Source organism: Pseudomonas sp. Root329, assembly GCF_001424925.1.
GTDB classification, from domain to species: domain Bacteria; phylum Pseudomonadota; class Gammaproteobacteria; order Pseudomonadales; family Pseudomonadaceae; genus Aquipseudomonas; species Aquipseudomonas arabinosi.
This window is the reverse complement of record NZ_LMCV01000004.1, coordinates 122,662-134,387: the sequence shown is the minus strand read 5'-3', so window position 1 is coordinate 134,387 and position 11,726 is coordinate 122,662. Positions and strand designations below refer to the sequence as shown.

11 protein-coding genes are annotated in these 11,726 nt (G+C 58.3%); 6 read left to right on the top strand and 5 right to left on the bottom strand.

Annotated elements, in window-relative coordinates; all coding sequences use genetic code 11:
* The first annotated feature begins 21 nt into the window (after window positions 1-21).
* Window positions 22-519 (top strand): transcription elongation factor GreB, encoded by a 498-nt coding sequence (greB, locus tag ASC74_RS06745; RefSeq protein ID WP_033057207.1) that lies wholly within the window; start codon window positions 22-24, stop codon window positions 517-519.
* 18 nt (window positions 520-537) lie between these two features.
* Here greB and ASC74_RS06740 read toward each other — a convergent pair whose 3' ends face one another.
* The 3 genes from ASC74_RS06740 to ASC74_RS06730 all read right to left on the bottom strand — a co-directional run bounded on the left by ASC74_RS06740 (window position 538) and on the right by ASC74_RS06730 (window position 3,053).
* Entirely contained in the window at window positions 538-846 is a 309-nt protein-coding gene (locus ASC74_RS06740) for a hypothetical protein (RefSeq protein WP_056740313.1), read from the bottom strand.
* A 247-nt stretch (window positions 847-1,093) separates the two neighbouring features.
* A complete protein-coding gene (locus tag ASC74_RS06735) occupies window positions 1,094-1,528 on the bottom strand; it encodes a DoxX family protein (protein WP_046047537.1) in 435 nt (144 codons plus the stop codon).
* 103 nt (window positions 1,529-1,631) lie between these two features.
* Window positions 1,632-3,053 carry a transglycosylase SLT domain-containing protein gene (locus ASC74_RS06730; RefSeq protein ID WP_056740311.1) on the bottom strand — a complete coding sequence of 474 codons (1,422 nt, stop codon included), beginning with the start codon at window positions 3,051-3,053 and terminating at the stop codon, window positions 1,632-1,634.
* Window positions 3,054-3,288: 235 nt separating this feature from the next.
* Here ASC74_RS06730 and ASC74_RS06725 point away from each other — a divergent pair, with 235 nt between their 5' ends.
* Window positions 3,289-4,095, top strand: a complete 807-nt coding sequence (locus ASC74_RS06725; RefSeq protein WP_056740309.1) for a TatD family hydrolase — start codon at window positions 3,289-3,291, stop codon at window positions 4,093-4,095.
* A 42-nt stretch (window positions 4,096-4,137) separates the two neighbouring features.
* Here ASC74_RS06725 and ASC74_RS06720 read toward each other — a convergent pair whose 3' ends face one another.
* Window positions 4,138-5,367: an acyl-CoA dehydrogenase gene (locus ASC74_RS06720; protein ID WP_033057213.1), complete on the bottom strand. Its 1,230-nt coding sequence runs from the start codon at window positions 5,365-5,367 to the stop codon at window positions 4,138-4,140.
* A gap of 165 nt (window positions 5,368-5,532) precedes the next feature.
* Here ASC74_RS06720 and ASC74_RS06715 point away from each other — a divergent pair, with 165 nt between their 5' ends.
* From ASC74_RS06715 to ASC74_RS06705, 3 genes are all read left to right on the top strand, one after another.
* Complete coding sequence (locus ASC74_RS06715; protein WP_046047541.1) at window positions 5,533-6,462, top strand: LysR family transcriptional regulator; 930 nt, start codon at window positions 5,533-5,535, stop codon at window positions 6,460-6,462.
* A 189-nt stretch (window positions 6,463-6,651) separates the two neighbouring features.
* Window positions 6,652-7,053, top strand: coding sequence for a MerR family transcriptional regulator (locus ASC74_RS06710; protein WP_056740306.1), 402 nt, complete (start codon window positions 6,652-6,654; stop codon window positions 7,051-7,053).
* 25 nt (window positions 7,054-7,078) lie between these two features.
* Complete coding sequence (locus ASC74_RS06705) at window positions 7,079-7,978, top strand: hydroxymethylglutaryl-CoA lyase (RefSeq protein WP_056740304.1); 900 nt, start codon at window positions 7,079-7,081, stop codon at window positions 7,976-7,978.
* 674 nt (window positions 7,979-8,652) lie between these two features.
* On the opposite strand, the gene ASC74_RS06700 is transcribed toward ASC74_RS06705, so the two are convergent.
* Window positions 8,653-10,350 (bottom strand): AMP-binding protein, encoded by a 1,698-nt coding sequence (locus ASC74_RS06700; RefSeq protein WP_056740302.1) that lies wholly within the window; start codon window positions 10,348-10,350, stop codon window positions 8,653-8,655.
* A gap of 204 nt (window positions 10,351-10,554) precedes the next feature.
* Between ASC74_RS06700 and ASC74_RS06695 the strand changes: the two genes are divergently transcribed.
* The gene (locus tag ASC74_RS06695; protein WP_046047545.1) at window positions 10,555-11,718 is read left to right on the top strand and encodes an isovaleryl-CoA dehydrogenase; all 1,164 of its coding nucleotides are present in this window, start codon (window positions 10,555-10,557) and stop codon (window positions 11,716-11,718) included.
* Window positions 11,719-11,726: the final 8 nt, after the last annotated feature.

Here is an 11,726-nt window from a genome sequence, read left to right as displayed (position 1 = left end):
TCTCCACCACAAGAAGTTGCCATGAGCCGTTATCGCCCTCCCCGCACCGCTGGCACCGCGCTGATCACCCCCGAAGGTGAAGCGCGGATGCGGGCCGAGTTTCATGAGCTCTGGCATGTGCGCCGGCCGCAGGTGACACAGTCGGTCAGCGAGGCCGCGGCACAGGGAGATCGCTCGGAGAACGCCGAATACACCTACGGCAAAAAAATGCTGCGCGAGATCGACAGTCGCGTACGCTTTCTCACCAAGCGGCTGGAAGCGCTCAAAGTCGTCAGCGAAAAACCGAGCGATCCAAACAAGGTCTATTTTGGCGCCTGGGTCACGATTGAAGACGAGGACGGGAAGGAGTCGCGCTACCGCATCGTCGGGCCGGATGAACTGGATTTGAAACTGGGCCTGATCAGCATCGATTCGCCGTTGGCCCGTGCCCTGATCGGCAAGGCGCTGGACGCCGAGGTTCGGGTCCAGACACCGACCGGTGAGCAGTGCGTGTATATCGTCGCGATCGAGTATCTTTGAGCCGCAGCGTTCAACGCCTCAACGGCGGGTAATCAGCCCCTGTCGGGCAACGCGAATCAATTGCTTGATCACTTCGGGGGCGTCCTCGAGGCTGGGCGATTGAATCACCGCCAGATCGAAACTGCCGCTGGCAAATCGAGCCAGCGATTCACCCTCTTCGACAAACTGGATCAGGAAGGCCGCAGGCCCACCGGTGCGACGTGGCCAGCCATCGAGATAACGCAAAAGTGTCGGCTGATGTTTGCCGCCAAGCAGGATTTTTGGATTGCGCTGGGTCAGGTGTGCCGTGATCGGCGCGGGGCGTATAACGGGGCTTAGTGCATTCATTGTGTCGTGTCTCTGCCTCAAAAGTCTGCATGGCAGGTGAGAGGCAACACCGAACCAGCGCTTTAGCGGTATTTCGAAGCCTGTTTCAAGCTTCTATCGGCAACTGAATGAGTCACCTGGCGCCCCGCAAGTAGCTGTTTAAATCGGCGCATAGGCAGCATCCTAGAGAAGCTGACCGGACAGTGTCAAGAATGACGAGCACAAAAAAGGCCCGCGCAATGCGGGCCTTTTCATTGAACCAGAGCGGTCAGCCAGCGATAGCGCGGTCAGCCGAGAGCTTGCCGGCGCCTTCGATCAACACCGCGATAGTGCCACCGAGCAGGGCCAGGGCGAATTCATAACCGTTGTTGACCATGAACAGACCGTGAGGGAGATGCACCGAGAAGATCGCCACCAGTGAGAGGATGGTCAGGCCCAGGGCTGCCGGGCGAACCAACAAGCCGATGATCAAGGCCAGACCGGCGAAGAACTCGGTACCACCGGCCAGCGTCGCCATCAGGTAACCCGGCGTCAGGCCAATGCTTTCCATGTACTGCGCGGTGCCCGCCAGACCGTAACCACCGAACGCCCCGAAAAGTTTCTGCGAGCCGTGGGCTGCGAAGATGATGCCGACGAAGATCCGCAGAAGGGTCAGGCCGTAGCCAGCGCGGGTAAACAGTACCTTGTTGATCAGTGTGCTCATGCTGTGTCATCCGTTGTCAGTGTGTGTTGGTTGGCCGCTATATTAATCAGTAAATTTCATGTTAAAAGCGCAATAAATTCGCCATAACAATCAGTTTATTCGATCACTTACGTGAGGCAACTTTCTGCCCCTGGGGCTCCAACGACTCCCGCTCCCGATCGAACGCCAAGTAATACTTGTTCACGCTATTAACATAGCTGACGGCGCCCATTCCCACCTGCTCCATGGCAATGCGCTCGACCTGGAAGAACCACTGATTGGGATTCAAACCGCGCCGACGAGCCTCGGCACGCATGCCCTGAACCCGCTCCGGCCCCATGTTGTAGGCCGCCAGCACGAACGCCATGCGCTCGCGCTCGTTAAGTTTGGGGCTGGCAAAGAACTTGCGACGAATCATCGCCAGGTACTTGGCCCCGGCCTGCACATTGGCGTCGAGATCCTGAATGTTGTTGACCCCCACCCGCTGCGCGGCGGACGGGGTGATCTGCATCAGGCCGGTAGGACCGCTGCCACTGCGGGCATTGGGTTGCAGGGCTGACTCCTTGAACGCCAGGGCCGCCAGGTTCAGCCAGTCCATACCTTGGGCTTCGGCGTGCTTCTGCAGCACCGGTCGAAGTTTCTCGAGGCGCTGGCGATCAGCCTTGGCCAATGGATAGTGCACTTGATACAGACGTCGATAGATCCGCAGGAACGCGGCATCCTGATCCGATGGTTTTTTGTAACCGGTCAGGAAGCGATCAATGCTCGCGCGCAACATTGAGGCGTCGCGGCGCACGAACCAGAATTCTTCGCCCGGCTCACTGATGAGCACCTGCCGATCGAAACGCAACTTGGGCAGAATCTTGCCCCAGCGCTCGGCAATGGGTTGTTCGACGATCGTCAGGTGAAAGATTCCGCCCTGGACCATCTCCAGCACATCCTCGACCGCCAGACTGGGATCGACCCACTCGATGGTCACCGGTGGCAGTTTAAGTAGCGCGAGTTTTTGATTGATCTGACTGACCGCGTCCCCGGCGGCACTGCCGGTGGGCAACGCCAGGGTCTTGCCAGAGAGTTGTTCGAGACGGGTGTAACGTCGTTCGCCTTTGATCCCGACCAATATCAACGGGACGTTGCTGGCAATCGGTTCACTGGTGCTGATCGCGTGACCCGGTTGCAGGTCCAGCAATTCCCCCGGTGCGACCAGATCACCCTCGCCGCGCTGCAAAGCGCCGATCAGTTGATCCTTGCCCTTGGGAATGATCTTGAGGGTAATTTCCTGACCGTCACGGGCGTGACCATTGAGGTACTGCTCGAAGGCACGCAAGCGGTGATATTCAACACCGATGGCCTGGCCCTGGACTTCGCCGGAGCTGTTGCGACTCTGGTTGACCAACACGCGCAGCACGCGACTGCTGCGGATTTCCGCCAAGTCGCGCACTTTGGTCGAAGGCACGGCTTGCAGCGGCCCGGCCAGACGCGCAACCGCCGGCATCGGCAGCAGCAACGAGCAACACAGCAGTAGCAGAACCGAGGGACGTATCATCCACTCTCCAGAAAGAATACTGGGCCGATCTCAATAATTTTCATGAAATCGAACGACAGAAACAGAGCGCCGTGAGCGCTGGCAAAGTGCGAAAGACTGGCACAGTGATGGCACCTTAGCCACCCTGACCTGTCTCGCGGCATCAAGAGACAGCTTTAACTCGTTGTAGTTCTTGGCTTTTCTTATAAATCTACAGCTCTGATATGCTTTCCGGCCTTTGGTCCGAGGTAGCACCATGCAACTCATCGATATCGGCGTCAACCTGACCAACCCCAGCTTTGCCGACAAACACCAGGTTGTACTCGACCGCGCCTACGCTGCCGGGGTTTGCCAATTGGTGCTCACCGGCACCAGTGTCGAGGGCAGCGAGCAGGCGCTGGAATTGTGCCGGCAACTGGACGAAACGGCTCAACGGCTGTTCGCCACCGCCGGCATTCATCCCCACTGCGCCAGCGACTGGAACGCCGACAGCGCCCAGCGTCTGCGCAGTTTGCTCAAAGAGCCGAACGTCGTGGCGGTGGGTGAATGCGGGCTGGATTTCAATCGTGATTTCTCGCCGCGCCCACAACAGGAAAAAGTCCTGGAAAAACACTTGGAGTTGGCAGTCGAGCTGCAATTGCCGGTGTTCCTCCACGAGCGTGATGCCAGTCAGCGCTTGCTGGAGATCCTTCGCGATTACCGTGATCAGTTGCCGGCCGCCGTGGTGCATTGCTTCACGGGCGAAAAGAAGGCGCTGTTCAGTTACCTCGATCTGGATTTGCACATCGGCATCACCGGCTGGATCTGCGACGAGCGCCGGGGCACACACCTGCATCCGTTGGTGAAAGAGATCAAGCGGGGACGGCTAATGCTGGAAAGCGATGCGCCGTATCTGTTGCCGCGCAGTCTGCGACCCAAGCCGAAGAATGGTCGCAACGAACCGGCGTATCTGACCGAAGTGTTGCGGGAAGTGGCGTTACATCGTGGGGAGAGCGAGGAAGATCTGGCCGCTCACAGCACGGCGTGTGCGCGAGCGTTCTACGGCTTGCCAATGGTCGACTGACGAACCGAACCTGCGGGAGCGAGCAAGCTCGCTCCCACATTATCAGTGGCTGCTGCGCATCATTTCTTTAGGCACGTACTTGCCGATCTCGAACTTGCCGATCGCCGCGCGGTGCACTTCGTCCGGGCCGTCGGCCAGGCGCAGGGTACGCTGCATCGCATACATGTAGGCCAGCGGGAAATCGTTGGACACCCCTGCCCCGCCATGGATCTGGATCGCCCGATCAATTACCCGCAAGGCCACGTTCGGTGCGACAACCTTGATCTGAGCGATTTCGCTCTTCGCAATCTTGTTGCCCACGGTGTCCATCATGTACGCCGCTTTCAACGTCAGCAGGCGTGCCATGTCGATTTCCATCCGCGAGTCGGCAATCTTGTCGATGTTGCCGCCCAGACGTGCCAAAGGTTTACCGAACGCAGTACGGGTTACCGCCCGTTTGCACATCAGTTCCAATGCACGTTCGGCCATGCCGATTGAACGCATGCAGTGGTGAATCCGACCCGGGCCAAGGCGACCCTGAGCGATTTCGAAGCCGCGGCCTTCACCCAACAGGACGTTTTCGTACGGCACGCGGACGTTTTCGAACAGCACTTCGGCGTGGCCGTGAGGTGCGTCGTCGTAACCGAACACTGGCAGCGGACGAACGATCTTCACGCCCGGGGCATCCACCGGCACCAGAATCATCGAGTGCTGGGCATGACGCGGCGCATCAGGATCGCTCAGCCCCATGAAGATCAGAATCTTGCAGCGTGGATCGCAAGCGCCTGAGGTCCACCATTTTTTGCCGTTGATCACCCACTCGTCGCCATCACGCACGGCGCGGGCCGCCATGTTGGTGGCGTCGGACGAGGCCACGTCCGGTTCGGTCATGGCGAACGCCGAGCGGATCTCGCCGCGCAGCAGCGGTTCGAGCCAGCGCTGTTTCTGCTCTTCGTTGGCGTAACGCACCAGCACTTCCATGTTGCCGGTGTCTGGCGCCGAGCAGTTGAACGGTTCAGGGCCCAGCAGCGAGCGACCCATGATTTCGGCCAACGGCGCGTATTCGAGGTTGGTCAGGCCGGCGCCGAGTTCGGACTCCGGCAGAAACAAATTCCACAAACCTTCAGCCTTGGCCTTGAGTTTGAGCTCCTCCATGATTGCGGTCGGCTGCCAGCGATCGCCCTCGGCGACCTGGCGCTCAAACACCGCTTCAGCGGGATAAACGTAGGTGTCCATGAACGCGGTCACGCGCTCACGCAGTTCTTGCACCTTGGGCGAATAAGCGAAATCCATGGGCAGCTCTACCTTTTAACGGAGGGTTTTGATGAGTTGTTCAGGTCATGCAATCGATGCTAGAACAGCTACGAAAATTTACCTAGCCTATTCTCGGCGTGTATTAACATTCATCACCGATATATGATCGGCTGATCGAGAGCCCAACAATAAGAGTGCAGCGCAATGAATCTGAGCAAGGTCGACCTCAACCTTTTCATCGTCTTCGACGCGATCTACACCGAAGCGAACCTGACCCGCGCCGGGCAGATTGTCGGCATTACTCAACCGGCGGTCTCGAACGCTCTGGCCCGTCTGCGCGAGACCTTCAATGACCCGTTGTTCGTGCGTACCGCTCAGGGCATGGTCCCGACGCCCATGGCGCAGAACATTATCGGACCGGTGCGCAACGCCCTCTCCCTGCTGCGGGTGTCGGTGCAGGAAAGCCGTATTTTCAACCCGTTGCAGGCGGTCAAAACGTATCGCATCAGCATGACCGACCTCACCGAAGCGGTGATCCTGCCGGCACTGTTCCAGCGCCTGCGGCGCCTGGCGCCGACGGTGATCATCGAAAGCTTTCTGTCCAAGCGCCGCGAAACCACCAAGGAACTGGCGGCCGGGCGTCTCGATTTCGCCGTCGATGCGCCGCTTAACACTGATCCGCAAGTGCGCCACGTCAAGTTGATGGAAGACCGTTACGTGTGCGCCATGCGCAAAGGCCATCCGCTGGCGGGTAAAGAGAAGTTCACCCTCGATGATTACCTGTCGCTGACCCACATCCATATCTCCAGCCGCCGTAGCGGTCTGGGCCATGTCGACCTGGCCCTGGGCAAAATGGGCATCCAGCGCAAGATCGCCCTGCGATCCCAGCATTACTTGATGGCATCCCAGGTGTTGCAACAGACCGACATGGTCATGACCGTGCCGGAACGCTTTGCCCGTCGCCACGATTTATACTCGGTGAACCTGCCGGTCAACGATGTGCCACCGGTGGAAACCCACCTCTATTGGCACGAAAGCACTGATCAGGACCCGGCCAACCGCTGGATGCGCGAGCAGATGATCGAGTTGTGCCAGCAGGTGACGGCACATGAGAAGAAGCTCGATAAGGTGTAGGGCTTTTTACCGAGTTATCGTTCTTCGCGAGCAAGCCCGCTCCCACATTTGATCTCCAGTGTTCGCACGACCAATGTGGGAGCGGGCTTGCTCGCGAAGAGGCCCGTATGAACACCGAAGATCAGCGCCCCTTGACGTAAACGTCAACCTGCCTTTAGCTTAGCGCTATGACCTTTTTCGAGCGCTTCCATGAGCAGCCAGACCTATAGCATTTCCGACCTCGCTCGCGAGCTCGACATCACCACGCGGGCTATTCGCTTTTATGAAGAGCAAGGCCTGCTCAGCCCCGAGCGACGCGGTCAGGAACGCATCTACTCACCCCGTGACAAAGTCAGCCTGAAGCTGATTCTGCGGGGCAAGCGCATTGGTTTCTCCCTGGCCGAATGCCGCGAGTTGATCGAACTCTACGACCCCACCGGTGGCAATCAGAAACAGCTGCAAACCATGCTGACCAAAATCGCCGAACGTCGTGAACAGCTCGAGCAGCAAATGCTCGACATCGAACAGATGAAGCTGGAACTGGACACCGCGCAGGAGCGTTGCACACAGGCGCTGGAACAGACCATCAAGAATCAACAGACCGTTCAGTAGTCCTTAATCCACAGGTGAATTGCTTATGTCCCTTCCCGCCCACGTACGCCTGGTCGAAGTCGGCCCACGCGACGGTCTGCAAAACGAAGCCCAACCCATCAGCGTTGCGGACAAGGTGCAACTGGTCGACGCGCTGACCGCCGCCGGTCTCGGCTATATAGAAGTCGGCAGTTTCGTTTCGCCCAAATGGGTACCGCAAATGGCCGGTTCCGCCGACGTCTTCGCGCAGATCCAGCGCAAACCGGGCGTAACCTATGGTGCACTCGCCCCCAACCTGCGCGGGTTTGAAGACGCCATTGCGGCCGGGGTCAAGGAAGTCGCGGTGTTCGCCGCCGCGTCGGAATCGTTTTCCCAACGCAACATCAATTGCTCGATCAGCGAAAGCCTGGAGCGCTTCGTGCCGATCATCGACGCCGCCAGGCAACACGGTGTCAGCGTGCGCGGTTACGTGTCCTGTGTGCTGGGCTGCCCTTACGAAGGTAACGTCGCACCCGAGCAAGTCGCTCGAGTCGCTCGCGAGCTCTACGCGATGGGCTGCTATGAAGTTTCCCTGGGCGACACCATCGGCACCGGCACCGCTGGCGCGACCCGCAAGATGTTCGAAGTGGTCTCGGCCGATGTGCCACGTGAAAAACTGGCCGGGCACTTCCACGACACCTATGGCCAGGCCATGGCCAACATCTACGCCAGTCTGCTGGAAGGCATCTCGGTGTTCGACAGCTCCATCGCCGGCCTCGGCGGCTGCCCGTACGCCAAGGGCGCCAGCGGTAACGTCGCTACCGAAGACGTGGTTTACCTGCTCAATGGCCTGGGCATCGAGACCGGTATCGACCTGGACGCCTTGATTCTGGCCGGTCAGCAGATTTGCACGGTGCTGGGGCGACCGACCGGTTCGCGCGTGGCCAAGGCTCGTAGCGCACAGTGAGGCGTCCGGGTGTTACCGCTGCGTCTGAAACGTGGGGCACAAGCGAGTAACACGGAAACAAATTGTCGGATTTTGACTGAACGAAAAACCCGACAAAAACTTAAGACGTTGATTTTAAAGGCTTTTTAAAAGTTGGCACGCCTTCTGCTATCTCTATTGCATAACAAGAACAAAAAAAGCGGCAAACCTAATAAAAATAAGACGTAACGACTCTGACATAACAAAAACAACACGGCAGAGACGCAGCTAACAGATTTTTTTGGAGAGGATGTGCTTTTCAGGGTGCTTTTCGGAGTAACCCGCAACCGGGCAGAGAACAATAAAACTACCTTCAGGTAGCTCCCGAACTGGTTGGATCGCTTAGCGAAAAAGTAGATCAGCGCTCAAAAAAATACGTTTGCTCTTGATCCCGGATGGGGATCGACAAAAACAGCGGTAAAGGGCCACGGTTTCAAAAAACAACAACAGACCGCCCCTCAATAATAAAAAAAGAGCACGCGCAACGACAAAATTAAAGGGGAGCTTCGGCTCCCCTTTGTGCTTTCTGGCATTCAGGTTTTCCTCGATCAAATTGTGGGAGCGGGCTTGCTCGCGAAGGCGGCGTGTCAGTCACTGCATGTGTCGACTGATCCACCGCCTTCGCGAGCAAGCCCGCTCCCACAAGGGGATTGTTGTCAGTCTTGGTTACCGCGCAACTCCTCGATACTGATCTCACGCATCCGAAACTTCTGAATCTTCCCGGTCACGGTCATCGGAAACTCATCGACGAACTTAAAGTAACGCGGTGTCTTGAAGTGCGCGATGCGCTCCTTGCACCACGCTTGCAGCTCTTGCTCGGTGGCGCTGTGGCCCGGATGGAACTTGATCCACGCAACAATCTCTTCGCCATAACGCGAGCACGGAATCCCGATCACTTGCACATCGGCGACAGCCGGGTGGGTGAAGAAGAACTCTTCCAACTCCCGCGGGTAAATATTCTCACCGCCGCGGATGATCATGTCCTTGTTACGTCCGGCAATGCATACGTAGCCTTCGTCGTTCATGCTCGCCAGATCACCGGTGTGCATCCAGCCGGCCTGGTCAATCGCTTCCGCGGTGCCTTGCGGGTTGTTCCAGTAACCGAGCATCACGCTGTAGCCGCGGGTGCACAGCTCACCGATAGTGCCGCGCGGCACGAGGTTGCCCGCCTCGTCGATGATTTTGCTTTCCAGTTGCGGCTGAGTTCGGCCGACGGTGGTGACGCGCAATTCCAGTTCGTCTGACGGACCGGTCTGCAACGACACCGGACTTGTTTCCGTCATGCCGTAGGCAATCTGCACTTCGCTCATGTGCATTTCACTGATGACCCGACGCATCACTTCGATCGGACAGGTCGCCCCGGCCATGATCCCGGTGCGCAGGCTCGACAGATCAAATTCAGCACGTTTGGGCTGATCGAGCATGGCGATGAACATGGTGGGCACACCATAGAGCGCGGTGGCCTGTTCCTCAGCGACAGTGGTCAACGTCAGCAGCGGATCGAAGGCATCATTGGGGTAAATCATGGTGCTGCCGTGGGTCATGCAGCCGAGGTTGCCCATGACCATGCCGAAGCAGTGATAAAGCGGCACCGGGATGACCAGACGATCACTCGCGGTCAGGCCGAGGCTTTCGCCGACCATGTAACCGTTGTTCAGAATATTGTAGTGACTGAGGGTCGCACCCTTCGGGAAACCGGTGGTGCCGGAGGTGTACTGGATATTTACCGCCTGGTCGAAATGCAGGCTGTGCTGTCGTTCGTTCAACTGCTCGGCCGACACGCTCCCCGCGAGATCGGTCAATTGCGACCACGGCAGGAAGCCCGATGGCGGCTGAGGATCAAGGCTGATGACACCGCGCAGCTCCGGCAGTCGTTCGCTCTGCAACTTTCCGATGGATTGCTCAGCCAGCTCGGGAACGAGGCTTTGCAGCATTCCGTGATAGTCGGAGGACTTGAAGGCGCCAGCGCAGACCAGCCATTGGCAACCGGATTGCTTCAACACGTATTCAAGTTCGGAGCTGCGGTAGGCGGGGTTGATGTTGACCAGAATCACACCAATTTTCGCGCTGGCGAACTGGCTGATACACCATTGGGCGCAGTTCGGTGCCCAGATACCCAGACGATCACCGGTCTGCAAACCCAACGCCAACAGCGCTTTGGCATGCAGATCCACGGTTTCGGCCAGTTGCTGCCAGGTGTAGCGCAACTGTTGATGGCGCACGACCAGCGCCTCCCCGGTCGGATACTTCGCGACGGTGTTATCGAATGCCTGGCCGATGGTCATCGCCAGCAAGGCTTTGTCCTGGGAACCGCGGGTATAGCTGCGCTGCGGGCTTGCACTGGGTTGATCCATGACGACCCCTATTGTCTTTATTAGTGGGTTGTTGGAACGAGGCATATGGCTAGCCCCGATCATTCAGAACTGGCTCTACTCTCGCTCAAGTTGACGTTAACGTAAAGGGTGATTGACAGCCATTCGTCACAGGCTTACGTTAACGTAAAGGTGAGAACCATATCACGGCCCTCCCTACCCTACAAAAAAGCCAAAAGGTGACCCATGAGCTACCCATCCCTGAACTTTGCCCTCGGTGAAACCATCGACATGCTGCGCGATCAGGTTCAGTCCTTCGTCGCCAAAGAGATCGCACCACGCGCTGCTCAGATCGACATCGACAACCTGTTCCCCGCCGACCTGTGGCGTAAATTCGGCGACATGGGCCTGCTGGGCGTGACCGTACCGGAAGAGTACGGCGGCGCTGGCCTGGGTTACCTGGCCCACGTGGTGATCATGGAAGAAATCAGCCGCGGTTCGGCCTCGGTCGCCCTGTCCTACGGCGCGCACTCCAACCTCTGCGTCAACCAGATCAACCGCAATGGCAATCACGAACAGAAAACCAAATACCTGCCGAAGCTGATCAGCGGCGAGCACATCGGCGCCCTGGCCATGAGCGAACCGAATGCCGGTTCTGACGTGGTGTCGATGAAACTGCGCGCCGACAAACGCGGCGATCACTACGTCCTGAACGGCAGCAAAACCTGGATCACCAATGGTCCGGACGCCAACACCTACGTGATCTACGCCAAGACCGACCTGGAAAAAGGCCCCCACGGCATCACCGCGTTCATCGTTGAACGCGATTCCAAAGGCTTCAGCCGCAGCAACAAATTCGACAAGCTCGGCATGCGCGGTTCCAACACCTGCGAGCTGTTCTTCGATGACGTGGAAGTGCCGGAAGAAAACATCCTCGGCGTGCTCAACGGCGGCGTGAAGGTGCTGATGAGCGGCCTCGATTACGAACGCGTTGTCCTGTCCGGCGGCCCGACAGGGATCATGCAAGCCTGCATGGACCTGATCGTGCCGTACATCCACGACCGCAAGCAGTTCGGCCAAAGCATCGGCGAATTCCAGCTGATCCAGGGCAAGGTCGCCGACATGTACACCCAACTCAATGCCAGCCGTGCCTACCTCTATGCGGTGGCCCAGGCGTGCGAGCGTGGCGAAACCGCCCGCAAGGACGCCGCTGGAGTCATCCTCTACAGCGCCGAATGCGCGACCCGAATGGCCCTCGATGCGATCCAGATTCTCGGTGGCAATGGCTACATCAACGAATTCCCGGCCGGTCGTCTGCTGCGTGACGCCAAGCTGTACGAAATCGGTGCCGGCACCAGTGAGATCCGTCGCATGCTGATCGGTCGCGAACTGTTCAACGAAACCCGCTAAACGGAGCT

Bases quoted from the DNA above. Each gene is read 5' to 3' on its own strand.
- ASC74_RS06710 (WP_056740306.1), top strand. From the start codon at position 6,652: ATGAGCAGCCAGACCTATAGCATTTCCGACCTCGCTCGCGAGCTCGAC.
- ASC74_RS06705 (WP_056740304.1), top strand. From the start codon at position 7,079: ATGTCCCTTCCCGCCCACGTACGCCTGGTCGAAGTCGGCCCACGCGAC.
- ASC74_RS06700 (WP_056740302.1), bottom strand. From the start codon at position 10,350: ATGGATCAACCCAGTGCAAGCCCGCAGCGCAGCTATACCCGCGGTTCC.
- ASC74_RS06735 (WP_046047537.1), bottom strand. From the start codon at position 1,528: ATGAGCACACTGATCAACAAGGTACTGTTTACCCGCGCTGGCTACGGC.
- ASC74_RS06720 (WP_033057213.1), bottom strand. From the start codon at position 5,367: ATGGATTTCGCTTATTCGCCCAAGGTGCAAGAACTGCGTGAGCGCGTG.
- ASC74_RS06740 (WP_056740313.1), bottom strand. From the start codon at position 846: ATGAATGCACTAAGCCCCGTTATACGCCCCGCGCCGATCACGGCACAC.
- greB (WP_033057207.1), top strand. From the start codon at position 22: ATGAGCCGTTATCGCCCTCCCCGCACCGCTGGCACCGCGCTGATCACC.
- ASC74_RS06730 (WP_056740311.1), bottom strand. From the start codon at position 3,053: ATGATACGTCCCTCGGTTCTGCTACTGCTGTGTTGCTCGTTGCTGCTG.
- ASC74_RS06715 (WP_046047541.1), top strand. From the start codon at position 5,533: ATGAATCTGAGCAAGGTCGACCTCAACCTTTTCATCGTCTTCGACGCG.
- ASC74_RS06695 (WP_046047545.1), top strand. From the start codon at position 10,555: ATGAGCTACCCATCCCTGAACTTTGCCCTCGGTGAAACCATCGACATG.
- ASC74_RS06725 (WP_056740309.1), top strand. From the start codon at position 3,289: ATGCAACTCATCGATATCGGCGTCAACCTGACCAACCCCAGCTTTGCC.